General features: G+C 66.0%; 20 protein-coding genes and 1 tRNA gene. 11 read left to right on the top strand and 10 right to left on the bottom strand.

All coding sequences use genetic code 11. The features are described 5' to 3' along the window. Window positions 1–151 precede the first annotated feature (151 nt). Window positions 152–2,167 (bottom strand): MDR family MFS transporter, encoded by a 2,016-nt coding sequence (locus G3T36_RS07035; RefSeq protein WP_163288813.1) that lies wholly within the window; start codon window positions 2,165–2,167, stop codon window positions 152–154. 194 nt (window positions 2,168–2,361) lie between these two features. Between G3T36_RS07035 and G3T36_RS07040 the strand changes: the two genes are divergently transcribed. Further along, on the top strand, window positions 2,362–3,264 hold the full coding sequence (locus tag G3T36_RS07040) for an amidase domain-containing protein (protein WP_163288814.1): 903 nt from the start codon (window positions 2,362–2,364) through the stop codon (window positions 3,262–3,264). Window positions 3,265–3,334: 70 nt separating this feature from the next. Beyond that, window positions 3,335–4,222 carry a M15 family metallopeptidase gene (locus tag G3T36_RS07045; RefSeq protein ID WP_338031492.1) on the top strand — a complete coding sequence of 296 codons (888 nt, stop codon included), beginning with the start codon at window positions 3,335–3,337 and terminating at the stop codon, window positions 4,220–4,222. 323 nt (window positions 4,223–4,545) lie between these two features. Here G3T36_RS07045 and pgm read toward each other — a convergent pair whose 3' ends face one another. Beyond that, window positions 4,546–6,168, bottom strand: coding sequence for a phosphoglucomutase (alpha-D-glucose-1,6-bisphosphate-dependent) (gene pgm, locus G3T36_RS07050; protein ID WP_163288815.1), 1,623 nt, complete (start codon window positions 6,166–6,168; stop codon window positions 4,546–4,548). Between the two features lie 35 nt (window positions 6,169–6,203). On the opposite strand from pgm, the gene pheA reads away from it, so the two are divergent. Then, window positions 6,204–7,211 (top strand): prephenate dehydratase, encoded by a 1,008-nt coding sequence (pheA, locus tag G3T36_RS07055; protein ID WP_163288816.1) that lies wholly within the window; start codon window positions 6,204–6,206, stop codon window positions 7,209–7,211. A gap of 24 nt (window positions 7,212–7,235) precedes the next feature. Further along, window positions 7,236–7,784, top strand: a complete 549-nt coding sequence (locus G3T36_RS07060) for a hypothetical protein (protein WP_163288817.1) — start codon at window positions 7,236–7,238, stop codon at window positions 7,782–7,784. Here the strand turns inward: G3T36_RS07060 and G3T36_RS07065 are convergent. Continuing rightward, window positions 7,747–8,796 (bottom strand): diacylglycerol/lipid kinase family protein, encoded by a 1,050-nt coding sequence (locus G3T36_RS07065; protein ID WP_163288818.1) that lies wholly within the window; start codon window positions 8,794–8,796, stop codon window positions 7,747–7,749. The two genes, G3T36_RS07060 and G3T36_RS07065, sit on opposite strands and share 38 nt — an antisense overlap. Before the next feature lie 65 nt (window positions 8,797–8,861). Between G3T36_RS07065 and serS the strand changes: the two genes are divergently transcribed. The 5 genes from serS (at window position 8,862) to G3T36_RS07090 (ending at window position 15,586) form a co-directional block, all read left to right on the top strand. Continuing rightward, window positions 8,862–10,127, top strand: coding sequence for a serine--tRNA ligase (gene serS, locus G3T36_RS07070; RefSeq protein ID WP_163288819.1), 1,266 nt, complete (start codon window positions 8,862–8,864; stop codon window positions 10,125–10,127). Beyond that, window positions 10,128–10,931: an HAD family hydrolase gene (locus tag G3T36_RS07075; RefSeq protein ID WP_163288820.1), complete on the top strand. Its 804-nt coding sequence runs from the start codon at window positions 10,128–10,130 to the stop codon at window positions 10,929–10,931. A gap of 105 nt (window positions 10,932–11,036) precedes the next feature. Continuing rightward, window positions 11,037–12,341, top strand: a complete 1,305-nt coding sequence (locus tag G3T36_RS07080; protein ID WP_163288821.1) for an LCP family protein — start codon at window positions 11,037–11,039, stop codon at window positions 12,339–12,341. Between the two features lie 181 nt (window positions 12,342–12,522). Beyond that, window positions 12,523–15,438 (top strand): hypothetical protein, encoded by a 2,916-nt coding sequence (locus G3T36_RS07085; RefSeq protein WP_163288822.1) that lies wholly within the window; start codon window positions 12,523–12,525, stop codon window positions 15,436–15,438. A gap of 63 nt (window positions 15,439–15,501) precedes the next feature. Continuing rightward, a tRNA-Ser gene (locus G3T36_RS07090) sits at window positions 15,502–15,586 on the top strand. A gap of 343 nt (window positions 15,587–15,929) precedes the next feature. Here the strand turns inward: G3T36_RS07090 and G3T36_RS07095 are convergent. The 5 genes from G3T36_RS07095 to G3T36_RS07115 all read right to left on the bottom strand — a co-directional run bounded on the left by G3T36_RS07095 (window position 15,930) and on the right by G3T36_RS07115 (window position 21,431). After that, complete coding sequence (locus tag G3T36_RS07095; protein ID WP_163288823.1) at window positions 15,930–16,292, bottom strand: DUF1048 domain-containing protein; 363 nt, start codon at window positions 16,290–16,292, stop codon at window positions 15,930–15,932. Window positions 16,293–16,351: 59 nt separating this feature from the next. After that, window positions 16,352–17,596, bottom strand: a complete 1,245-nt coding sequence (locus tag G3T36_RS07100; RefSeq protein ID WP_163288824.1) for a DNA polymerase domain-containing protein — start codon at window positions 17,594–17,596, stop codon at window positions 16,352–16,354. Between the two features lie 308 nt (window positions 17,597–17,904). Beyond that, window positions 17,905–18,324: an aspartate 1-decarboxylase gene (gene panD / locus G3T36_RS07105; protein WP_163289136.1), complete on the bottom strand. Its 420-nt coding sequence runs from the start codon at window positions 18,322–18,324 to the stop codon at window positions 17,905–17,907. A gap of 103 nt (window positions 18,325–18,427) precedes the next feature. Beyond that, window positions 18,428–19,405, bottom strand: a complete 978-nt coding sequence (locus tag G3T36_RS07110; RefSeq protein ID WP_205245018.1) for an NADP-dependent oxidoreductase — start codon at window positions 19,403–19,405, stop codon at window positions 18,428–18,430. A gap of 442 nt (window positions 19,406–19,847) precedes the next feature. Further along, window positions 19,848–21,431 (bottom strand): alkaline phosphatase family protein, encoded by a 1,584-nt coding sequence (locus G3T36_RS07115; protein ID WP_205245019.1) that lies wholly within the window; start codon window positions 21,429–21,431, stop codon window positions 19,848–19,850. A 581-nt stretch (window positions 21,432–22,012) separates the two neighbouring features. Between G3T36_RS07115 and G3T36_RS07120 the strand changes: the two genes are divergently transcribed. Together G3T36_RS07120 and G3T36_RS07125 are read left to right on the top strand one after the other, a co-directional pair. Continuing rightward, on the top strand, window positions 22,013–22,939 hold the full coding sequence (locus G3T36_RS07120) for a carbohydrate kinase family protein (RefSeq protein WP_163288825.1): 927 nt from the start codon (window positions 22,013–22,015) through the stop codon (window positions 22,937–22,939). Window positions 22,940–22,986: 47 nt separating this feature from the next. Then, window positions 22,987–23,592 carry a hypothetical protein gene (locus G3T36_RS07125; RefSeq protein ID WP_163288826.1) on the top strand — a complete coding sequence of 202 codons (606 nt, stop codon included), beginning with the start codon at window positions 22,987–22,989 and terminating at the stop codon, window positions 23,590–23,592. Window positions 23,593–23,600: 8 nt separating this feature from the next. On the opposite strand, the gene G3T36_RS07130 is transcribed toward G3T36_RS07125, so the two are convergent. Together G3T36_RS07130 and G3T36_RS07135 are read right to left on the bottom strand one after the other, a co-directional pair. Next, entirely contained in the window at window positions 23,601–24,368 is a 768-nt protein-coding gene (locus G3T36_RS07130; RefSeq protein ID WP_163288827.1) for an SDR family NAD(P)-dependent oxidoreductase, read from the bottom strand. Between the two features lie 32 nt (window positions 24,369–24,400). Continuing rightward, window positions 24,401–25,399 (bottom strand): LacI family DNA-binding transcriptional regulator, encoded by a 999-nt coding sequence (locus G3T36_RS07135; RefSeq protein WP_163288828.1) that lies wholly within the window; start codon window positions 25,397–25,399, stop codon window positions 24,401–24,403. Between the last annotated feature and the right edge of the window lie 129 nt (window positions 25,400–25,528).

Raw genomic sequence — 25,528 nt, forward strand, 5'->3', positions numbered from 1 at the left:
AATTTCGCTCACGCTTGCGTTCGGCGGATGTTTCGCAACATCGCGAGCTGTGAGAGCGCTCTCATGGATCCGCGGAAATTCAACGGAAAACCCCGGCCACACGACTCCTGGTGGGGAGTTGCAGCCGGGGCCGTCGTTACCGAATCGTGACCTATTCGGTGGCGGGAGTCGCCTTCGGGCGCTGCGCTCGAAGCGACGCGGTGTCCGCTCCTGGCTCGATCAGAGCACCGAAATCGTCGGCGGCGCGATGGGCGATGATGCCGGTGTCGTACTCCTCCGAGTCGATGTCATCCGACGCCGCACCGAGCACGCGGGCGACGACCGGAACCTTCTCCTCCTCGTCGTCCTCCATCGCCGCGATCCGCTCGGCCTCCTCCTTGTTGTCCGCAGCCTCCTGCAGCGCCGACTTGGAGCGCAGCGGGGGGGTCTTGAAGAACAGGGAGAGAACGAACGCGATGAGCACGACGAAGAGGGCGACCCAGTAGACCGTGACAGCTGAAGCGCTGAACCCTTGCAGGAACGGCTTGGCCAGACGCGGGTCGGCGCCGTTCAGGAACGACGTGTCGTCAAGCGCGCCGCCACCAGCGGCGTTCGCGGAGCTGGCGCTGCCCGAGGGGTTGGCCTTGATCTGGGCGATGACCTGGTCGACGACTGCCGCTCGTGTCTGGTCGTTGGACAGGTCGGTGCCGGGCGGTATGTTCGCCGTGATCTGAGCGACCTGCTTGTCGTAGACGAGCGCCATGATCTGCTTGTTCTCCGGCGCGTTGGCCACAGCAGGATCGAGCGCGGCGTTGAGCGCGGCAGACAGGGTCGCGTCATCCTTGAACGCCGTCGTGAGGTTCGTCGGGAATAGCGCGAACAGCAACGACAGCAGCACGGCCGTGCCGAGCGTTCCACCGATCTGACGGAAGAACGTCGACGCGCTCGTGGCCACACCCATGTCGCGCAGGCCGACCGAGTTCTGGCTGGCGATCGTCAGCGTCTGCATGAGCTGGCCGAGTCCGAGGCCGATCAGCAGCATGGCCCCGGCGATGAACCAGTACCCGGTGTCGTACTTGAGGAACGTCAGGTAGAAGAACCCGCCGGCGAGGAACGCGGTGCCCAGGATGGGGAACATGCGGTACCGCCCCGTTCGCGCGATGATCTGGCCGCTGGCGATCGAGGAGACCATGAGGCCGAGGATCATCGGCAGCAGCTGCAGGCCGCTCTCCGTGGGCGTGGAGCCGAGCACCAGCTGGAGGTACAGGGGCAGGGTCAGCATCGCGCCGAACATCCCGAAACCGACGAACACACCGATGATGGTCGCCATGGAGAAGGTGGGGGAACGGAAGAGCTTCAGCGGGATGAGCGCGTCGTCCTTCATCGCCATCTCGATGAGGATGAAGGCCAGGATGCCGACGGCGCCGATCACGTAGCAGGCGATCGCACCCGGGCTGTTCCAGCCCCAGGTGCGCCCCTCTTCTGCGACGAGCAGCAGGGGAACCAGGGCCACGATGACGGCAGTCGCGCCCCACCAGTCGATCCGCACGGAGTAGCGCTCGTGTTTCGGCAGGTGCAGGTATCGCAGCACGATCAACAGGGCGGCGATGCCGATCGGAACGTTGATGAGGAACACCCAGCGCCATCCGGCGATCCACAGGATCTGGTCCGCGCCGGCGAAGAGGCCGCCGACCAGCGGGCCGACCAGGCTCGAGATGCCGAAGACGGCGAGGAAGTAGCCCTGGTATTTCGCTCTCTCACGCGGGGCGAGCATGTCGCCCATGATGGCGAGAGGCATCGACATCAGACCACCGGCGCCGAGCCCCTGGATGGCCCGGAAGAACGCGAGCTCGACCATGGAGGTCGAGAAGCTGGCGAGGATCGATCCGATGATGAACACGACGATCGCGAAGATGAAGAGCGGGCGGCGTCCGTAGATGTCGGACAGCTTCCCGTAGATCGGGGTCGAAATGGTCGAGACGATGAGGTAGGCCGTGGTCACCCACGCCTGCTGGCTGAGACCGTGCAGGTCGTCGCCGATGGTGCGGATCGCGGTCCCGACGACGGTCTGGTCGAGGGCCGAGAGGAACATGCCCGCCATGAGGCCGAAGATCACGAAGAGGATCTGCTTGTGGGACATGATCCCCTGCGATGGGGCCGCTGGGGCGGCCGGAGTTGCTTGCGACATGTGTCCTCGAGTCAATGCTGGGAGGGGACGCCCGATCCACGGGCATCACACCGGTGTGGGCTCAGAAAATAGAAAATTGCGGAGACTGCAAAGTTACACCTCATGACGCCGACGCGCCAACCCCTCTCAGGTGACGCCGATGAATCTCGCGTACCGTTGAAGGACGGACGTCTCTCCCACCACAAGGTTTTTTCATGCGCTCTGGTCTGCCCCGTTCCACCCGTAGCCGATTTCTCGCCCTCGCCGGCGCCGTTGCCGCGACCGCTCTCCTGCTCACCGGATGCGCGGGCTCGAACGCCCCCGCCGCGGGAGGCAACCCCCCGGCGCCTGCCGCGGCATCCGCGCCCACCGCCATCACATCGGTCTCGCCGGCCACCGGGTCGGTCTCGGGCACCAACACGGTAACGCTGGCCGGAACCTCGCTGGCGAACGTGAAGTCGGTGACGATCGGCGGCCAGGCCGCCACGATCAGCTCGACCGGTTCCGACAAACTCGCCGTGGTCGTGCCGCAGGCCGCGTCGTTCCAGCCCAACAAGGTCGACATCGTCGTGCTGGGCGCCGGCGGCAAGCCGCTCGCAACCCTCGCCGGTGGCTACCAGTACCAGGTCATCACCCCAGTGGACAAGCAGCTCAACTACGCGATGCAGCACTGGAACAACTACAACACCGCCCAATACGGCGACCTCAACCCGGTCGGTGGCGACTGCGCAAACTTCGTCAGCCAGACCCTGATCGCACGCGGCTGGACCCAGAACGACGACTGGTACAACCGCGACGCCGCGGCGAGCTGGAGCCCCTCCTGGGGATACGTGCCCGCCATGGACAACTATTTCAGCAGCACGCCGAGCCTCGGCCTGCACGAATATCCGTTCGATGATCGCGACAAGATCAAGGTCGGCGACATCGTGATGTTCGACTGGAACGACAACGACTCTCTCGACCACGTGCAGATCGTCTCCCAGGTGATCCACCAGAACGGCAAGATCCTGATCAAGATGGTCGGCCACAACACCGACTCCGACTACCGCGACCTCGACACGGCGATCACGGTCGACCACCCGGGCGCCGTCGGCCACTTCTGGAGCTTCACCGCCTGATCCGGTGCGGACCGCGCGCGCCGGAGGCGTCTGTGAGGATTATTGGAGCCTGTCCCTCTAGTCTCATCACGTGACTTTCCGATCCACCCGCGCCGGCCTCGTGGCGGCCGTCCTGATCCTGGGACTGGCCGGCTGTTCGACCGGTGCCCAGCCGGGGGCAGAGCCGCCCCGCGCATCCGAGACCACGCCGTCGCCACTGTCGACCTCGACCGCCTCGGCGACGCCCGGACCTGCCCTGGGTGGCGCGTCGGCGTCGGACGGGCCTGTGCCGAGCACGGTGCCGTCGTCCGGTTCGACGGTCGGCCCGAGCGAGCCGCGCGAGGCACCGACGCCAGCAGCTCCGCCGGCTTTCGACAAGACGGCACGATCGGTCGACGACCCGGCGAGCATCTGGGTGGTGGTCAACAAGCCGCGAGCACTGAACCCGATCACGTTCGTTCCGACCGACCTGGTGTACCCCTCGGTCCGCTATGTGAACCGGCAGCCCATGCGGCGCGAAGCGGCCGACGCGCTCGTCGCGATGCTGGCGGCAGCGCGAGCGCAGTCCGGTCTCGAGTTCGCCGTGCAGAGCGCCTACCGCTCATTCCAGACCCAGACCGCCGTCTACAACGATGATGTCGCGCGCAACGGCCGCGCCTACGCGGACACTGATACCGCTCGGCCCGGCCACAGCGAACACCAGACGGGGCTGGCGATCGACCTCAGCGCTTCCCCGGCGAATTGCTCGCTGGCCGCCTGCCTCGGCTCGACACCCCACGGCCAATGGCTTGCGGCCAACGCCTGGCGGTTCGGTTTCCTCCTGCGCTACCCGGCAGACAAGGTCCCGGTCACCGGGTTCACGTATGAGCCGTGGCACTTCCGCTATATCGGCACCGAGCTCGCCGCCGAGCTCCACCGCTCCGGCGTCAAGACCCTCGAGGAGTTCTTCGGCCTGCCCGGCGGCACCGTCTACCACTGACTTCCGATCGTCCGCTGACTTCCGATCGTCCGCGCCAGGAATTCAGGAATTCGTGTGACAGAAGTGGCGGATGCGGCTGAATTTCCTGAGCGCCGTCGTTCGTAAAACAGGAGTTCGTGCGACGGATGGGGCGGATGTGGCCTGTCGGGCCCCCATCCGCTCGACTTTCGTCACTCCCGTCACACGATGTCCTGTTTTACGAACGCCGGACGGGTGTGACCGACTTCCGCGGCGGCCCCGCGCCGACCCGAGACCTTTTGGCAACGAAAGGGGACATGGCCTACCGCGAGAGCCGAGGCAAGGCGCTTACGCGGACCGCCGGCTCAGGCGCCGTCCAGCGCCCCGTCCACGATCGACTTCGCGTCGGATTGCACGCGCTTCAAGTGGTCCGCGCCCTCGAACGACTCCGCGTAGATCTTGTAGACGTTCTCCGTGCCGCTCGGGCGGGCCGCGAACCACGCGTTCGCGGTCTCCACTTTGACCCCGCCCAGCGCCGCGTCGTTGCCCGGCGCGCGGCTGAGCTTCGCCACGATCACCTCGCCCGCGAGCTCGGTCGCGCCGATCGCGTCGCCGTCGAGCTTGCCGAGTGCCGTCTTCTGTGCGGGGCTGGCCGGAGCATCCACCCGCTCGTAGACCGGGCTGCCGAAACGCTGGGTCAGCTCGCGGTAGTGCTGGCTGGGAGTCTTGCCGGTGGTCGCGAGGATCTCGCTGGCCAGCAGCGCGAGCAGGATGCCGTCTTTGTCGGTCGTCCAGACCGTTCCGTCGAAGCGCAGGAAGCTAGCGCCCGCGCTCTCCTCGCCGCCGAACCCGACGGAGCCGTCGATGAGACCGGGCACGAACCATTTGAACCCGACGGGCACCTCCCAGAGACGGCGGTCGAGGGATTCCGCGACGCGGTCGATGATCGACGACGAGACGAGGGTCTTGCCGACCGCCGCATCCGGCCGCCAGCCGCTCCGCGTGCGGAACAGGTAGTCGATCGCCACCGCGAGGTAGTGGTTCGGGTTCATGAGGCCGCCGTCGGGGGTGACGATGCCGTGACGGTCCGCATCCGCGTCGTTGCCGGTGAGGATGTCGAAGTCGTCTTTGTGCGTGAGGACCGACGCCATCGCCGACGGGCTCGACGGGTCCATGCGGATCTTGCCATCCCAGTCGAGGGTCATGAACGACCAGGTCGGGTCGACGTTCGGGTTGACGACCGTGAGGTCGAGCCCGTACCGCTCGCCGATCGCGGCCCAGTAGTTGACGCTGGCGCCGCCGAGAGGGTCGGCGCCGATGCGGATCCCGCTGACCGCGATCGCCTTGACGTCGATGATGTTCTCGAGGTCGTCGACGTAGGTGCCGCGGAAGTCGTAGGTCTCCACCCCGCTCGGCTCGCTCATCCGCACCCCGCGCATCTCGTCGGCGATGAGGTCGTTGGCGCGGGCGGCGATCCAGCTGGTCGCATCCGTGTCGGCAGGTCCGCCGTGCGGTGGGTTGTACTTGAAGCCGCCGTCGGCGGGCGGATTGTGGCTGGGGGTGACGACGATGCCGTCGGCACGGTCGGGGTGGCCGGCGTTGTTGTAGCGGAGGATCGCGTGCGAGAGCGCAGGGGTCGGGACCCAGTCGCCGAAGGCGTCGACGAGGACGCGCACTTCGTTGGCGACGAGCACCTCGAGGGCTGTCGTCATCGCGGGTCCGCTGAGCTCATGGGTGTCGGCGCCGAGGAACAGCGGCCCGTCGATCCCCTGGCCGGCGCGGTATTCGCAGATCGCCTGGGTGGTGGCGGCGATGTGGTTCTCGTTGAACGCGGTGTTGAGCGAGCTGCCGCGATGGCCGGAGGTACCGAAGACCACGCGCTGCTCCGGGATGCTCACATCGGGTTTGAGGTCGTAGTAGGCCGCCCGCAACGCGTCGATGTCGACGAGGTCGGATTCCTGGGCTGGTGTTCCTGCTCGATCGTTCATCCCCACAGTCAACCACCTTGGATAGGCTGTGGGCCATGCCCGAGACCGCCGATCAGCCGCCCATCGCGCCGGACCACGCCGGGGACCACGCGCCGGCCCACACCCCGCAGGACCACGCCGAGGTGTACAGCTTCCTCGGCCCGTCGGGCACGTTCACCGAGGCCGCGCTCGCGCAGGTTCCGCAGGCGAAAGGCAAGCACTGGCGTTCCGTGAACAACGTGGGAGAGGCACTCGGCGACGTCGTCGCGGGGCGCAGTGTCGCCGCGATGATCGCGATCGAGAACTCGATCGAGGGCGGCGTCTCGGTCGCACAGGATGCCCTGGCCACCATCCCCGATCTCCGCATCGTCGGCGAATACCTCGTGCCGGTCAACTTCGTGCTGGTCGCGCGGCCGGGCACGCGGTTGTCGGATGTGAAGGTCATCAACGCGCATCCGGTCGCCTACGCGCAGTGCCACCTCTGGCTCGACGCGAACCTGCCCGCGCATGGCCACCTTCCGTCGTCGAGCAACGTCGCGGCAGCGGCATCCCTGCTCGACGGAAGCCCGGCCGACGCCGCCATCGCGCCACCCGGAATCATCGATCACCACGACCTCGAGGTGCTAGCGGAGAACATCGGCGACAACCCCAACGCTGTCACGCGTTTCGTGCTGGTCAGCCGCGGCACGGCCATCCCCGCCCCGACCGGTGCCGACAAGACCAGCATCATCGCCGAACTGCCCGACGACCGGCCGGGAAGCCTCCTCGACCTGCTCGAGCAGTTCTCGACCCGCGGGGTGAACCTCAGCCTCATCGAGTCGCGGCCGATCGGCGATTCGCTCGGCCGCTACCGGTTCGTCATCGACGCCGACGGCCACATCTCCGACGAACGGGTGGCGGATGCGCTCCTCGGCCTCCGCCGGTTCAGCCCGGCCGTCATCTTCCTGGGTTCGTACCCGCGTGCCGACGGCCGCCACGTCGACTACGACCACCGCTATCGCGACGAGGTGTTCACCGAAGCGAGGGAATGGCTGAAAGGTCTCACCGCACCACCCGGCGAGTAGTCTGGCCTCGAGCGAGGAGGCTTCGTGGGGAACGACATCGACCCGAGATTCGACCCGGCGTTCCAGCGGGGGTACAAGCCCAAGCCGGGGGAGAGGCCGCGCACGCGCGTCCGGCCGCCGCAGCAGGTGACGAGTCCGCCCGGCACGAGCGCACCGACCCGCCCCGTTTCGTCCGCCTCAGACGAGGTTCCCTGGGCCGACGACGAACCCGAACCGGAGGTCGTGCCGGCCGCGCATGTGGTCGAGGTCGTGTCGGGCGGGGTCGTCGAGGAGGTCTACACCGACGAGGGGGTGCCGCTGCTCGCCGGGGTGGAGACCGCACCGCGCCGCAACCGGTACTTCCTCGCGCTCTGGGTGATGGGGGTCGGTTTCGTGGCTCTCGGCATCCTGCTGTACGTCATGTCGGTGGCGACGTCGTACACGACCACCAACACCAACGGGTCGGATGTGGTCCAACTCGTCTTCAGTCAGCTCGGCTGGATGCTCGCGGCGCCCCTGATCACGGTGGGGCTGCTCACCCTGGTGGTGCTGGTGCTCATCCAGGCACTCCGGCCGCGGGTGCGCCGGGACTGACGCGGCTCGCGCCGCGGGTGCCCTTGCGCGGCACCCGCACGACCAGCGCCTGCCGGCCGACGGTGAAATCGACGCCGAGCACCTCGCCGAACTCGTCGCCGTCGAGCTCGAAGGGCTCCGGCTCGTCGACCGAGAGCCGCACCGACCCGCTGCGGAAATACGTGAGTTCGGTGCGCCCGCCTCGCCGGTCGGCGGAGCGGATGATGCTGCGGCCGAGCGAACTGCGGCGCAGCACGCGGTTCTCCCAGGTGACACGGCTCCAGATGAACAGCCAGCCGAGCCAGGTCTTCGGCTGCATCACCGCGATGTCCAGCTCGCCGTCGTCGAGGATGGCGTCGGGGATGAGCTCGATGGCTCCCGGAAGGCTGCCGCAGTTCGCGACCAGGATGGTGCTCACGAGAGCGCTGCCCTCCTCGTTGCCGTCGAGCGAGTAGCCGACCCGCACCTTCGTGGTCTTCGGGAGTGCGCGGAACCCCCCATCCACGTAAGCAAGCCAGCCGAAATGCCGTTTGAGCGTCGAGTTCGTGTTGGCGATCAACGCGGCGTCGATGCCGAGTCCGGCCATGACGAGGAACGCGTGCTGGGTGTCGCCACCGCCGGGGCGGGTCAGGGAGGCGAGGCCGATGTCGATCGCGCGGTCGTCCCCCGCGAAAGCGATCGTGCAGGCCTCGTCGAGGTCGGTCAGCGGCAGGTTGAGATTGCGCGCCAGCAGGTTGCCGGTGCCCGACGGAAGGATGCCGAGCGAGGCATCCGAACCGTTCAGCGCCTCCGCCACGGCGCGAACAGTACCGTCGCCGCCCGCAGCGACGACGAGGGTCGCGCCCTGCCTCAGCGCTTCGCGCGTCTGCGACTGTCCGAGCTCGTGTTCGGTGGTCTCGAACCAGAGCGGCTCGCGCCACCCGGCATGCGTCGCAGCAGTGCGTACCGCTGCCTTGACCCGGTGGACATCCACCTTGACCGGGTTGTAGACCACCGCAGCCTGGTCGGATTCCTCCGAGCCCGGATCTTCCATGAGGCCACGGTACTCGTAACCCGGCGGCACCCGGCGCGCTCGGCCCCAGAACTAGACTGGCTCCCGTGATCGATCCTGTGCTGCTCCGCGAAAATCCCGACCTGGTCAAACGCTCGCAAGAGGCGCGGGGCGAATCCGTCGCACTCGTCGACGCAGCACTTCTCGCCGACGTCGAACGTCGTTCGGCGATCGCCGCGTTCGAAGAGCTCCGTGCGGAACAGAACCTCTTCGGCAAGAAGGTGGCCGCCGCCCCGAAGGACGAGAAGAAGGCACTCGTCGCGCAGGCGCAGGACCTCGCGGCGCGCGTGAAGGCGGCTCAGCAGGATGCGAACGAGGCCGAAGACGCGTTCGGTGTCGCCATCCGCGCACTCGGCAACCCGATCATCGACGGCGTGCCCGCCGGCGGGGAAGAAGACTTCATCACGCTCCGCACGGTCGGCGCGAAGCCGACGTTCGACTTCGAGCCGCGCGACCACCTCGAGCTCGGCGAACTGCTCGGCGGCATCGACATGGCGCGCGGGGCCAAAGTGTCGGGCGCGCGCTTCTACTACCTGAAGGGTGTCGTCGCCCGCCTCGAGATCGCGCTCATGAACATGGCGCTCGACCGGGCGCTCGCCGCCGGCTTCACACCGCTGATCACGCCGACCCTCGTCAAACCAGAGATCATGCAGGGCACCGGCTTCCTCGGCGCCCACGCCGACGAGATCTACTACCTGCCGGCCGACGACCTGTACCTCACCGGAACGAGCGAGGTCGCGCTCGCCGGCTACCACGCCGATGAGATCCTCGACCTGGCCGGGGGCCCCATCCGCTATGCCGGCTGGTCGACCTGCTACCGGCGCGAGGCGGGCTCGGGCGGCAAGGACACCCGCGGCATCATCCGGGTGCACCAGTTCAACAAGCTGGAGATGTTCGTGTACACGCTCCCCGAAGACGCCGAGGCCGAGCACACCCGCCTGGTCGGCTGGCAGGAGGACATGCTGCAGGCCCTGGGCCTCAGCTACCGGGTGATCGACGTGGCGGCCGGCGACCTCGGCTCGAGCGCCGCCCGCAAGTACGACGTCGAAGCCTGGGTGCCCACCCAGGACGCCTATCGCGAACTCACGTCCACCTCGAACTGCACGACGTTCCAGGCGCGACGCCTCGACATCCGCTACCGCACCGAGAGCGGCAAGACCACGCCTGTCGCGACCTTGAACGGCACGCTCGCGACCACGCGATGGATCGTGGCCATCCTCGAAACGCACCAGCGCGCTGACGGATCGGTCGTCGTGCCCGAGGCGCTGCGGCCCTACCTCGGCGGCCTCGACGTGCTCGAGCCGGTCGGCTAGATGGTGGCCGACGAACGTCTCCTGATCGCGCTCGACGTCGACGGAACACTGATCCACGAGGACGAGACAGTCGGTCGCGCCGTCGCCGACGCGGTGGCCCGGGTCCGGGAGGCGGGCCACGAGGTGATGCTCGCGACCGGTCGCAGCTGGGAGACCGCAGCACCCATCCACGAACGGTTCGGTCTCGACTCGGAGTTCGTCGTGTGCGCGAACGGGGCGCTGACGATGCAGCGCGACCCCGAGGCGCCCCTCGGCTACCGGCGCGAGTTCGTCGAAGTCTTCGACCCGTCCGACGTGCTCGAGATGATCCGGCCGCACCTGCCCAGCGGGAGCTTCATGGTCGAGGACCCGACCGGTTTCCGCCGGTACACCGCCGGCATGAGCGAGTGGGAGCTGGCCAACGGCGAAGAGGTGCCGTTCGAGGAGTTGTCCGCGCATCCTGCGACACGTGTCGTCGTCATCTCGCCGCAGCACGACGAGGAGGAGTTCCTCTCCATCGTCGAGCGGATGGGCCTCCACAAGGTCAGCTATTCGATCGGCTGGACGGCGTGGCTCGACATCGCACCGGATGGGGTCAACAAGGCGACCGCGCTCGAACGCGTGCGCGAGCGGCTCGGCATCGATCGTGCCAACCTCGTGGCGGTCGGTGATGGGCGCAACGACCTCGACATGCTGCGCTGGGCGGGCGCTGAAGGGCGCAGTTTCGCGATGGGACAGGCTCCGGATGACGTGAAAGCTGCTGCCACGGACGTCACCGGACCGGTGGTCGACGACGGGCTCGCCCAGGCGCTCGACGGACTCTGAAGGCCCTCGCGAAGCCCTCCTCAGGCCCCTGTGTTTTCCGTCCAGAGCTTTGCCAGACTGGTTTGGGATACTGAAAGGCCTGTGCCTTGAGCTGAAAGGGAGTGAATGAGCGACCTGCGACCCCGCACCAACCGGAGATACTCCGCCAGTGGTGACGCCTCGACGATCGCCCGTCACGGCCAGCTCAAGCGACGCAACCCGTTCACCGCGCTGGCGAAGATCCTCGCCGCCGTGCTCGGTGTCGCGCTCGTCAGCGGCGTCTCCGTCGCTGCGATCGCTGCCTGGGATGTGAGCAGCAGCGTCCACAAATCGGTGACGCTCGTCGACGCCAAGGGCAAGGCCATCGTTCCGCAGGTCGGCGCCATCGACGGCGCCTTCAATGTGCTCCTCGCCGGCAGCGACAGTGGCGACGGCAACGCTGCCTACGGCACGCGCGGTGAGAACCTCAACGACGTGACGATGCTCCTGCACGTCTCCGCGGATCACAAGAACGCGACCGTCATCAGCTTCCCCCGCGACATGTTCGTCGCCATCCCCTCGTGCCCCGACCCCAAGGGCGGGTCGTTCGACGCGATGAGCTACCAGAAGATCAACAACACGCTCACCTACGGCGGCCTGGCCTGCACCGTGCTCACGGTCGAGAAGCTCACCGGGCTCACGATTCCGTACGCCGGCGTCATCCAGTTCGACGGGGTCATCGAGATGTCGAACGCCGTCGGCGGCGTCCCCGTCTGCGTCGCGGGCGACATCACCGACCCGTACACCGGCCTCAACGTGAAGGCCGGGCAGAACACCCTGCAGGGCGCCCAGGCGCTCGCCTTCCTGCGCACCCGCCACGGCGTCGGCGACGGCTCCGACCTCGGCCGCATCAGCAACCAGCAGGTCTTCCTCTCCTCGCTCGTGCGCACCATCAAGAGCGCCGACACCCTGGGCAACCCGGTCAAGGTCTACGCGCTCGCCAAGGCTGCCGCGAGCAACATGAGTCTCTCCGAGAGCCTCAACAACCCCACGACGATCGCCTCGATGGCCATCGCGATGAAGGGCATCGACCTGAACAAGGTCGTCTTCGTCCAGTACCCGAACCACTACGTCGACGGCGGTGTCGCGCCGACCGTCGACGCGGCAGACCAGCTCATGACAGCGCTGCAGGCCGACAAGCCGGTCGTCGTCACCGGCGACACCGGTGTCGGGTCGGTCACCGATCCGAACGCGCCCGGTGCGTCGACGGCTCCGTCGACCACGGCTCCGTCGACGACGGCTCCCTTGACGACCGCTCCGTCGAGCGGTGGTTCGGGCAGCGGCTCCGGTTCGGGTTCGGGCAGTGGTTCGGGCTCGAGCGTGGACCTCCCGAGCGACGTGCACGGCCAGACCGCCGGCCAGTACACCTGCTCGAAGCCCTTCTCCGGCTGAGCCGTTCCGCACTCCGCACCCTTTTTCGCCGAGCACAGGGTTGTTCCCGCTATTCCATGCGCATAACGTGAATAACCCTGTGCTCGGCACACTCGGTTTGGGGTAGAGCGACGAGGTGCCTCTCGCCTATACAGTGTGCGCGGGGCTCAGTCCGTCCCTCCGGCGTGCTGAAGGGTCACCAATGCGCAAGTTCTCGAGCCTCGTCGCAGCGGCCGTTTCATTCGGATTGCTTGCAGGCGCCCTGGCTGGTCCTGCGGCCGCCGAGGCCGTGACGGCACCTCTCACGGGTGCAGTCACGTTCTCCGTGGAAGCCGGGGCTCCCTGGGTGCCCGCGGCCGTCGGGGAGGTCTCAGTCTCGTACGAGTTCTCGACCGATGGGACGACCTGGGAGCCGCCGACGCCCGGCACGACCAACACCGTCGCGGGGACCATGAGCTTCCCGGCGCTCGTGTACGGCCACTATCGATTCACGTTCGCCGACGTCACCAACACCAATCTGGGCTCCGTGGTCAAATCCATCGACATCGTCAGCCCGAACCCCTACACCCGCGTGGATGTGGTACTCCCCGGCAAATCGACCATTTCCGGGACAGTCATGGTCAACGGAGACGACAATGTGCATCCTCGCCTCGCGACTGCGGGGGAAGTGCACGTCTACCTGTTTCCGCTGCAGGATGGACAGCCCGTGAGCCCCGGCAGAGGGCAGGCGCTGGATGTGACGACCGACGGAAACGGGGCGTTCAGTATTCCTGGCGTCGACACCGCCGATTTCGCCTTCACCCTTGAACTCGTCTATGAGGGCGCCAGCAGCGCGTACCCGCCGCTGTGGTGGGGTGGCGGCAGCACGTCGGCGGGCGCGAAACCGATCGCCGCCGCCGGCGCCCCCGTTCCACCACTCACCGCAACCATGCAGCGGGTGAATGAGGTTGCAGGAACGGTTGTCGACACGGCGTCGCATCCTGTAGCAAGTCTGGCGGTCTGCGTTGTCGCTCAAACGACTCCCAGCCCCTTCGCCTGCGGGTCTTCGCCCAACTTCGTCGGCACCTTCACCAAGGCGAGTACGTACACGGACTCCGCCGGTCACTTCTCGGTCATGGGTCTGGCTGACGGAACCTACGCGGTCGCATACGGTCCGACGTACGCTTGGGGGTTTCCCTACGCGGCCGAGTCCCTTTATGGGCGCAACACGTACCTCCCGCCGAATCTGATCACGGTGTCGGGCGGCAAGCTCGTGGACGCCGGGTTGACGATGCTCAAGACCGACACCGTCGATGCAACGCTCAAGATCGCCGGCTGGAACCGGCTCGAGCAGGCCGATAACGGCAATGGTTCGGTTCACCTTCAGCAGCTCGACCCGTCGTCTAACGCGTGGATCGAGACAGGCCGGTGGTACTACGTCGAATTGGGGGGTGGAACCGCGTCGCTTTACTCGTTGCTACCGGGAACGTACCGCCTCGACTTCGTCTACGAGGGCTTCGACGGTTCCGTCGTTCACAAGCTGTCGGCCCCGGTGACCTTCACGGCGGAGGGCCAGACGATTCCCCTCTCCATGACGCTTGTGGCACCGATCCGGTCGGGCGCGGCAGTGAAGTCACCGACTTCTGCGACCGTCTACCTGGTCGACGCGTCGAACCTCATCCCGGTCGATTCGATGAGCACACTCACCGATCTCGGCTTCAGCACGACCACCATGGTTCTACCGCAGTCCCGGCTCGACGCCTACTCCACAACGCACTCCCACCTCAGCGATGCGGTCACGTGTCGTGGCGGCACCTATCTTGGCGCGCAAGGCCGGCTTCACAAGCTCACGGCGACGGCAGCTGCCGCGCTCGCTCATACCTCTCACGGCACGACACCCCTCGACGACCTGACGTGCGCCCGACTCACTATCGGAACGACTGCGCCGGACCCGGTTCTCCTGCAGGCGACTGGCAGTTCGAGCGTATATATGATCGCCTCCGATGGCACGAAGCGCCCATTCGTCTCGATGGCGGATCTCGCGGCCGTGACGGCGCCGAAGACGCCGCAGATCCTCGGGGTCTCGTCGTACTATCTCAACCAGTTCCGCACGGGGGGAGCGGCGTTTCCCCCGGCCAGGCTAGTGAAGTCGTCTGCATCGTCGACCATCTTCGTGACGGACGGTTCGCGCCTCGTACCGTTGACCTCCTTCGGCACGGCGTCGGATGCAGGAATCAGCACGTCATACGAAGCGGTCGCTCCGACGATGCTCGCGGGTTACACGATCGTCACGAGTCCACTTCGTAACGTCGTGAACTGCGACGGTGCGACCTACCTGGCCGGAGCCGGTCGACTGAACCCGGTTGCCGCTGCCCTGGTCTCGGCGCTGCCCTCCACCGCTCTCGGGGCGTCGACCTGTAGCCGGCTTCCCCGCTCGACTGCAATGATCGGTCACGCTCTCTTCGTGAAGTCGGCGAACGATTCGACCATCTACTACCTGAATGCGGCCGGCCAGAAGCAGCGGGTGTTCTCGATGGCGACGGTGGCGAAATTGAGCGCTCCGGATCCGGCGCGTTACGTGACAGTCAATGACCAGTTCCTGGGGTCCATGCCGTTGGGGACCGACCTCCTGACGCCGGGGCTGCTGGTCAAGTCGCCGACCTCGACGAGCATCTACGTCGCGGACGGGTCGGGTGGTCTGGTGCCGCTTCGTTCGTTCACGACGGCAACGGACCTGGGCCTGTCGGCCCATTACGTGACCACGACGGCCGCGACGATGAGCACGCTGAAGGTCTCGGCGGTGCCGCTCAACAACCTGGTGACGTGTTCAGGCGCCAGCTGGATCGGCGGTGCGGGCAAGCTCTGGTCGATCGACCCGTCTGTGACCGGCTCGCTGCCGGTGTCGGCGTTGCCGGCAAGCCTGTTCGCCGTGCTGCCGAAGAGTGCGGTCGCGCTCGGCACTGCGGTGTTCATCACGAGCGCCACCTCGGCCACCGTCTACACGCTGGAGTCCGGGGTCAAGCATCCGGTGTCCGCCTGGGCGACCCTTGTGCGGCTCGCGGCAGGTAAGCCGGTGACCGTGCTGTCGCTCGACGCCGACTTCGTGTCGCGCATCCCGACGGGGACTGTGCGCAGGTAGCTCCGGGAGTGCGTCGGCGCTGACCTTCGATAGACTCGGGCGAGCCGGTTCCGCACCGGCACGGGAGGGCTGTCCGAGCGGCCGATGGAGCCAGTCTTGAAAACTGGTGGGCAGAAATGTCTCGTGGGTTCGAATCCCACGCCCTCCGCCCTATGAAATACCTGATCAGGCGTGCATTTCGCAACGACAATTGCTAGCGACGGTCGGAGCGGTGCTTCCCTTCGCGGTTCGGACCGCATGCGTGTTCCATTGGAAGCCGCGCGAGCCTGGCTTGTACGCAACAACGCAGTGATCATGAGCGTCGTGCTCCTGCTGATCGGCGCCGCACGGATCGGCGGAGGAATCGGGGAGCTCTGACTAGTCACTGCCCGGACCGAATTCTGACACCTTGAAGCAAGGTATGTGTTCCGGGTTCACTGCTTCGCTAAGGCAGTCTGAGGGGGACGCGATCCCCGCTCTGCCCGGTCATACTCTGACCTCGCTGATGGACACTACGTGTTCGCTTTGACGACCGCGTCGTCGATGGAGGAGGCGAGACGGCGTTGTTCTTTGCGGATCCAGCTGCCGCCCTCGTAGTTTGCCATGAAGGCTTCAGCGAATTCTGCGGGGTCCTCGCCGACGATCTCGCGGATCGGCAACGAGTCGGCTGCACTCCGCTCCATCAGGTCGGCGAGGTCGTCGAGCATCGCCATCAGGGACTGGCTGTCATCGCTCGGCCCGAGATACATGACGTACCTCTGAAGCGCCTCGGTGGCCTGGCGGTAGCCCTCGGGCAGCTGCTTCACACGCTCCTTGTATTGGAGGTAGCGTTTCTTGCCGCTGAAATCACCGACAACCTTGTCTATCCATATCATTAGGTTCCCTTCTACCTGAGTTGCACACGGGCCGGGGTGACCCCCGTGACCTCTCGCGTTCAGCTTGTGGGTCGCGGCGGCCCTTCACGCCCGGCCCACGGGTCGTATTCCGCGATCAGCCGGCCCTGTTCGGGCCGGTCGGACTCGGGCACGTGCTGGAGGTTGACCCGCACGCGATACCACTGCGAACTCGAGCCGCGCATCCCGTCGACGAGTTCATCGGCGGGAGACAGTCGGGCTGCGGCGACCGGATGCGCGGACTTCCAGTGTTCCAGCGCCTCGAGCGCCTCGGGTTTCGTCTTGGTGCGCGCGACTTCGATGAGAGGCATCTGCGAGACGCGACGACCCGCGCCATCCCCAGCACGGGGCGGCTTCTCGGCCGGACCGAGCTTTTCGGCGAGGGCGAGGAGCGCGTCGAGCGAGCCCGCGGCGTCGTCGATGCCCTCGTGCGGGTCCCCACGCTCGGAGAACCGGCGAAGAACAGTCGGAACGGTGAACTCCTCCGCGCGACACGACCGCACTTCGCTCCACTCGAGCGGTGTCGAGACGCGAGCGTCGGGCAGAGGCCGGATCGAGTACGCCGACGCCACCGTGCGGTCCTTCGCGTTCTGGTTGAAGTCGACAAAGACACTCTCGCCGCGCTCCTCCTTCCACCAACGCGCCGTTGCCAGCCCGGGGGCACGGCTCTCGACCTCCCTGGCCAGCGTCTCGGCTGCGAGCCGAACCTCGCTGAACGCCCACAGAGGTGCGATGCGGACCAGGATGTGAAGCCCCCGAGAACCACTCGTCTTAGGCCAGCCGACGAGGCCGTGGTCTTCGAGCACCTCCCGGGCCACGAAGGAGACGTCCACGATCCGGGACCAGTCCACGCCCGGCATCGGGTCGAGGTCGACGCGGAGCTCGTCGGGGTGGTCGAGGTCTTCGGCCCGGACGGCATGCGGGTTGAGGTCCAGGCAGCCGAGGTTCGACACCCAGGCGAGCCCGGCGGCATTTCGTATGACCGCCTCCTCAGCGGACGTCCCGCTTGCGTAGTGCAACGTCGCGGTGTCGATGTAGTCCGGATGGGCGTCCGGAACGCGTTTTTGGAAGAACGGCTCCTGCGACAGCCCCTTGACGAAGCGTTTCAGCACCATAGGGCGGCCGCCCGCGCCCCGCAGCGCACCGTCGGCGACGGCGAGGTAGTAGCGCGCGAGATCGAGCTTGGTCAGCCCGGGGCCCGGGAACACGACCTTGTCCGGACTCGAGATGCGCACCTGGTGCCCGTCGGCCTCGAGGAAAGTCTCCGACTTCGATGAGGGGCTCATAGTCTGACGCTAGTCGCGACCGGTCCCTCCAGCCAGAGCCCTTGCCTCCATGCCGCAGCTGCCCACTGCAGGCAGAACGCGTCACACGTTTCTAGGACCGCGCGATTTGCCAACATTTTGTCCACACTTGAATAAGCGGGAGTGTTATCAGCGTGATCATGGAGGCATCAAGATGCGCGGAATTCCGCGGATTTCGCCTCTGAGGTACTACCCGTCGGACGCTGAACTAGAGCACACGGCTCATAATCGGTCTGCCGGACTCACGTCCTGCTGCTACTACGGAATTCATGGATCTCGCCAGCGGGGTCTCATTCGAGCCTCGCGGTATGTGGTGGGGAGTAGAGGCCCTCGCTGTGCGTGCCGGCGGCATCGGCATCCACTGCGATGATCCGGTTCTTGGCGTCCACATGCACAACTGTGGGCTCGAAGCCGTCCAGCTCCTCGCTCGCGAGCTGGGCGTACGAGATGATGATCACTAAGTCGCCAATATGGGCCAGGTGCGCGGCCGCTCCGTTCACGCCGACGACGCCTGATCCTCGTTCACCGGCAATCAGGTACGTCTCGAAACGGTTGCCGTTCGCGATGTTGACAACGCTGACCTGCTCACCCGGTAACAGGTCAGCGGCATCCATCAGATCGAGATCGACCGTCAGTGAACCGACATAATGGAGCGACGCATCGGTCACTGTCGCGCGATGGATCTTCGACTTGAACATCGTTCGAAGCATCGGACTGGCTCTCCTTCTTCGTCTCTGGCGCTGGCTCAACCATCATCCTTCACTGACGTGTCACATCCAGGCCAGCGGAGCCGGCATCGAACCAGGTCATGCGTTATGACTCGCGAGTTGCAACGTCCAGGACGGTCTTTCCGGAGTTCTTCGTCTGACCCCTGCTGCCGTATGCGGCGCGTCCCTCAGCCAACGGGTAGACCTGTGCCACCGCGACTTCGAGGTCTCCCGCCGCCAGCTCGGCCCCCAGGCGGTTGAGGGCGTCGGTGCGAGCTTCGACGAGGAAGAAGTTTGCGTCGACTCCGTACTTCTGGGCGAGGTCGGCGTCGGGAGCTTCCTGGAGCGTGATGACCCGACCGCCAGGTCGAACCGCGCGGTACAGCCAGTCGGGTGTGCCGGCCCCGACGGCGTCGATCGAAGCGTCGAAGCTCCCCGCTGCGATTTCTGCGGGTTCGTCGGCGACGAGAACCTCGTCCGCTCCGAGTCGCTTCGCGTGCTCGACAGAGGCCGATGAGCGGACGGTGACGGTGACTGACAGGCCCATGCGGTGGGCGAACTGGGTGAGGAAGGAGGCTACCGCCCCAGTACCACCGCGCACCAGCAGCCGCTGCCCGGATGTGAGCCCCAGAGCCTCCTCCAGAGCTTCCATTGCGGTGAGTGCCGGTAGCACCGCTGCGGCGGCCACCACGTCGGAGACACCAGCTGGTTTCAAGGCGAGGCTGGCCGAGGGCACCAGGACATACTCCGCAGCTGCGCCGTCGCGGTTGAACGGGACGAGGCCGAAGACCTCGTCCCCGACTGTGATCCCCTCAACCGCGGGGCCCACCGCTTCGACGACGCCGGAGAACTCATGTGAAGGGATTATCGGGGTGCGGTCAACGCCATTGGCCTCCCACGTCTCGTCCCAGGTCAGCTCATCGAAGGTGATGGCCGCCGCGTTCACCCGAACGCAGACTTCCGAGCCGCTTGGAGCCTTCGGAGCGGGAGCGTCTTCGTACACCAACTGCTCGGCGCCACCCCGAGCATGGGCACGCAAGGCCTTCATCAGTCCTGCGGGCGCGTTTGACTCGGCGGTGTTCATCGGAGCCTTCTCTCTTTGTGTCTCTGGGTGGGCATGATTAACCACCTGATTCTGGCCATGGATTGGATTGCAACGCCTGCCGCGAGGATTGAGATGAAAGCAAGGTAGACGTAGGAGCAACTCGAGCAGAGTTCACGATTGTCGATCAATTTTGGAAGGTTAGCGAAGCCACACATAACGATCACCCCGCATTTATCCCGCACATTGAAGCAAACCCAGCGTGATTCTAATCAGGCCCGGACACCCGATAACCCCCGAAAATCAAGGGAATCGCGCCCACTCCGACCCAAGCAGATCTATCGGAACCTAATCGTGGTGTCGCGGGTTCAAGTCCCGCCCCGCTACTGAAGGCCCCGAGATCTCGCCATCTCGGTCTTTTTCATGCGCTCAGGTCGGTGGGTTTGGGACACGTCGGGGGCATCCGTCTGTCTCTTAGCAGAGATCAGCCGTCGAGACCGATGCGGATTCCTGAGAAGAGCGGGTTCACCTTCGCGTCGCGCGTGCCGAGCGGTGCGAGGTGGAACGCCTTCTCGATGGTGGCGACGATCGAGGTGGTGTCGTACGAGGTGTGGTCGACGCCCGACCCCTCGAACTTCTTGCTCACGAGCAGGGCGGGGATGCGGGTGCCCGGACCCCACTTGTCGACGACGGGAGGCGCGACATGGTCGGACTGGCCGCCGAACTCGTCGTATGTGACGACGACCAGCGTGTCCTTGCCGTCAGGGCCGTCCGTGATCGTCTTCAGCAGGTCGACGAGGTGGTCGCTGCCGTCCGGCTCGCTCGCGTAGCCGGGGTGCTCGTTCTCGTCGCCATAGGGCTTCACGAAGCTGACCGTCGGGAGGGTCCCGTCGTTGGCAGCGGCGATGAACTTCGTCTCGTCCTGCAGGTGTGCGCGACCGGGCTGGCCGGGAGCGTACGCGGCGAAATAGTTGAACGGCTGGTGGTGATACTGGAAGTTGACGCCCGGGTGCCCGGCGACCGCGTCATCCCAGCCGCCCGAGTACCAGTTCCACGAGATGCCCGCAGCCGTCATCCGGTCGCCGATGTTCGGATACTTCGTGTCGTCGATCAGCGGCAGCTGCGCACCCGAGGCATGCGGCGGAGACGCCGGCTGGATCGTGTTGACTGCGAAGTTGCCGCATGCGGCGGCGTAGTCGTTCCCCCCGCCGGGGCACGCCATCGTCCACTGCGTGTCCTTCACGGTGCCCGTCGGCGTGTACTGCGGGTAGGTGTTCGGCATCCCGTTCGCATCCACGATCGAGTTGTTCACCGTCGCCGTTGTGTCCAGCGGTGTCCGCGCGGCGATCAGCCACTGATGGTTCAGGAACGAACCGCCGAAGGCGCCCTGGAAGAAGTCGTCCGCGAGCACGTAGTTCGGCGCGCCGTCGCTGTGCAGGTACTGGTAGATCGGCAGCCGCGCTGTGTCGTACTGGCCCTGGGTCAGGCCGACCGCATCCGAACCCGTCGTGTAGCGGTCCATCTTGCCGCCGTCGATCTGGTATTGCTCCTGGTAGAAGCGGTGCACGAGATCGCGGGTGCACCCACCGGACGCCCCGGTGCCGTTCAGCCACCCGTTCGGCTTGAATGGGGTGCCCTGGACCGCTGGCGGGCAGGTCGTGTCGGTCGGCGCGATGTAGTCGTCGATCGTGAACGTGTGGTTGGCGAAGTGGCTCACGATGTTGTGCGTGGTGTCCGTGCACGACGCCGACAGCGGCGGCGACGCGAGGTTCACATCGACCTGAGGCAGACAGTCGTACGTCGTACCGTTCTGCGCGACCTGAGCGACGCTCTGGCTGCCGTTCACGGCCTGGCCGTTCACCGACCCCCACCCCCCGTACAGGTTGTCGAAGGAGTGGTTCTCCTCGTAGATCACCACGAGGTGCTTGAACCCGCCCGGGATGGTCGACGGATGACCGTTTCCGGACGATCCGGCGCCGGCATCCCCCACGGCCGCCGCCGCGGGCATGACAGTGCCGGCGAGCGCAACCGCGGCGATCGTGGCGAGGATGGTGAATCGCTTGGACATGGCACTACCTCCAGATCGGGTGGGCGTCTGGGCGAGACCTTCACGCTACTGCGCCTGAAGGTGCCGCCACAATGACCGAAAGGTGATTGCGAGTGTGAAGAACCACGGAATTCCGCGGAATCTCCGGACGACCCAGCAGCCGATGAGGGCTGAACGAGAGCACACACTGGATAGTGGCGACTTCGGCAGGAGGCCGTCAATAGCAAGGACACACGCGGAGTGACCTCCGCGGTCCATTGATGGTGAGGCGGAAGAGACAGGCCCAAAGCTTGGTATGCAACTACTGGGTGCGGGTTGACGCCATCCCCGCCTCGCTTCCATCGGGCCCGCTGCTCATCGGCAGCTTCCATCTCGGGAACGATTCGGAGCGCAGTCAGGTTGTCTAGCACCGCGCCATAGAGCTCCTTCGCTTCTAAAGGGGACGCGGAGGTCCAAGATCACGTTGGCGAGGTAGCTCGAATTGTCCTACGGCGAGGACGAGTGTTGAGCCTAGCTGTCCGGGATGGGCGTCGACCGGTGCGCATGACGGGTGCCTGTTACTTTGTAACAACGAGTCCACTGGTGCTTTGGAGGCTGGCAAGATGACCGGTGCCCATGCGATCGTGATCGGCGAAGCCCTTGTCGACGTTATCCGGGACGCCGCAGGCGGCATACGGCGTCATGCCGGCGGCAGTCCGATGAACGTTGCGGTCGGGCTGGGTCGTCTCGGCATCGACACGACTCTTGTGACCCAACTCGGAGACGACGACAACGGTCGGATGATCGTTGAGCACCTCCGCGATTCGGCCGTCACCATCGAGGACGGCTCGATAACGGTCGATCCGACCTCGACCGCTACTGCAAACCTCGATGCGTCAGGAGCGGCAACCTACGATTTCGACCTGCGCTGGGGCATCGAAGTCCCCGTCGTCGGCGGGGCCGATCTCATCCACACGGGATCGATCGGTTCCATCCTGGAGCCTGGTGCGGAATCCGTTCGCTCAGTGTTCGCCTCGGCGGATCCATCCGTGCTCTTGAGCTTCGACCCGAACATCCGGCCCGCGATCATGGGAGACCATGACGAGGTCACGCGCCTCGTCGAGGACCTCGCCGCCCGATGTCATGTGGTGAAGATGAGCGACGAGGACGCCGCGTGGCTCTACCCGCAGCGAAGCCTCGACGACATCGCCGACCAATACATCGCCGGCGGTACAACGCTGTTCGCTGTGACCCGCGGTCGGGACGGCTGCTTGATCCGCACCGATGCCGTGGAGGTGGTCCTGCCGGCACCTGCGGTCGCCGTCGTCGACACGGTAGGTGCAGGCGACGCCTTCATGTCCGGGCTCCTGTACGCGATTCTCGGCTCCGGGCTGACAGGTTCCGTCTTGACGGGCCGGCTCGATCGTGCGGGTGTCGAGCACGTCGCTGGGATTGCCCTGCGGTCGGCTGCGATCACGGTTGCGCGCGCCGGTGCGAACCCTCCACGCGCGGGAGAGCTGCCCGTCGAACCCGTCCGGTCCCGGGACTGAGGCGTCCGACGCACCCGAGCGCTAGGGTTCTCGGCGTGGGGTGGTGGGTGAGATTCCGTAAACGACGAAGGCCCGAGTTCAGACGCTTCGACGCGTCCAGCCTCGACTCGCCGAAACCGACCTCGCTCGAGCATGCGCTCGAGGAGGGGCTGATGATCGCCGAATATGCGACCAGGCTGGCTTTGCGGAACGCCATCACGATCCGTGCGCTTCGACACGGGGATCCGTTCCAGGCCCGACATTTCCTGCCGGAGGCCGGTGATGTCCTTCGCGGATTGGCGGCCGAGTCTTCTCGTGCTGCGGCCCGGGTCGCCGGCGACCGCGAGTGGGCATCGCATTTGGACGGGCCGTCGGAACACGTTCACGACTACCGCCCCGTCGACGACCTGAACCTCCGACGGCGGGAAGGGCTCTCGCGTGCTCTCGCAAGTGCCCTCCTCGAACGTGCGGACGACGAGTCCTTCCTCCTCGAACTCATCGAGCGTGCGCGGGAAGACGCCTGGTTCGACATCGCTCGTTCGATCGAAGAACGTCTCGTCGCGCGTGAGGCGTCAATAGAGACGGACCCGACTGAACGTCTGCTGCGTATCCAGGAATTTGTCGAGATCGACCTGCAGGCGCTCATCGACGCGACCGGCGCCGACCCTGAGTGAGTGTCGGTCTAGAAGGTGCTGTATCCGCCGTCGACGGTCAGCACCGAGCCGGTCATGAAGCTTGATGCGTCGCTGGCGAGGAATACAACGGCCGGCCCGAGCTCGTCGGGTTCGCCGGCGCGCTGCTGTGGTGTGTCCTCGATCCAGTACCGCTGAAAGCGGGGCTCGTGTATGGGGGACATGTCGGTATGCATGTATCCGGGGGCGAGGGCATTCACTCGGACGTTGTGTGGCGCCCACTCGGCGGCGAGACTGCGCGTGAGGTGGTGCACTGCGGCCTTGGACGCGTTGTATGCCGGCTGCCATTGCGGCCGGTTGACGATGGATGCGGACATCGAGCCGATATTGACGATCGTCCCGCCGCCGGATTCGATCATGTGCCGCCCGAACACCTGGCTGGCGATCCAGACGCCGTCGAGGTTGACATCCATCACCTGACGCCACTCCTCATCGGTCACCTCGAGGGCGGGTTTGTGGATGCAGGCCCCGGCGTTATTGACCAGGATGTCGACGCGGCCGAAGCGTTGGATGGCGTTGCGCGCGATCCGCTCGACGTCGGCGCGGGAGGTCACGTCGGCGAGCACAGCGAGGCATTCTGTCCCGATCGCCTCGAGTTCTTGCTTCACGAGGGCAGCGGCCTCGGCGTTCCGTCCGACGATGACGATGTTCGCACCGGCCTCGGCGAGGGCGCGGGCGAAGGCGCGACCGAGGCCGCGCGTGGATCCCGTGACGACGGCGGTGCGTCCGTGGAGGTCGAAGCGATCGAGTACTGGCATTCGTGTTCCCTCTGTTTCGCGATTCGGTCAGGCTATTCGGTGGGCGCGATCTCCCCGGAACCCCGTTCGATCAGCGTGGTGGGGACGACGACGATTTCGACAGGGACGTCCTCTCCGTCGAGCCGCGCGAAGATCCGTTCCGCGGCGAGGTGGCCGATGCGGTCGGGGTCCTGGGCGATGACCGTGATGCCGGGGTCGAGGAGATCGCCGAACTCGACGTCGTCGAATCCGACCAGCGCCACGGATGATTGGAGGTTGCGATCGCGCAGCCCGCGGATGGCACCCATGGTGATGAGGTTCTGGGCACTGAAAATAGCTGTCGGGCGCGAATCGCCTGCGAGGATATCCGCGACGGCCGCGTGCGCCGCGTGCTCGTCGTGCAGGTCCTCGATAACCCACGCTTCCCCGGTCGGAATCCCTGCCCGGCCCAGCTCCTCGAGAAAGCCGCGGCGACGTTCGACCGCCGTCTGGATCTCGTGCCTATCGCCCAAGAATGCGATTCGACGATGCCCGCGCTCGAGTAGGTGCCGGGTCGCGAGCGCGGCGCCCTCGGCGTTATTGCTGACGATCGCATCGGCATCGATACCCGAAGGTTCCCGGTCGATGAACACGATAGGGGTGCCACGCTCCTGCTCGGGAAGAAGGTAGCCCTGGCTCTTGCTCACGGCCGTGAGGATGAGCCCGTCGACGCGGCGTTTGAGGAAGGCGGTGACCGCAAGGCGTTCTCTCGCAGGGTCGTCGTCAAGGCTCGACGCGAAGACGGCGACTCCACGGGCCGTGGCCGCATCTTCGATGGCGCGGTGAACGGCACCCGAGAACGGGTTTGCAACACTGCCGACCAGCAGCCCCAGCGTTTGAGTCCTGCGGTCGCTTCGACGCAGATTGCCGGCGTGGATGTCGGGTTGGTAGTTCAGCCGGTCGGCGGCCGACTGGACGCGCTCGATCGTGGCAGACGAGACGTTCGGTTCCCTGTTGATGACACGGGACACGGTCTTGATGCCGACGCCCGCAAGCGCGGCCACGTCTTTCATGGTGGGGCGACGGCCCCTGACCGGTACCGATTCACTTGACAACGATGTCACGATTTGATCTCCAAGGATGCGATTGCCCTTGACTATATAGCATTTCTGTTCTAGAACTAGCTATGACATCGTTGTCAG

Origin of the sequence: Leifsonia tongyongensis (assembly GCF_010686705.1) — a bacterium.
GTDB lineage: Bacteria > Actinomycetota > Actinomycetes > Actinomycetales > Microbacteriaceae > Diaminobutyricibacter > Diaminobutyricibacter tongyongensis.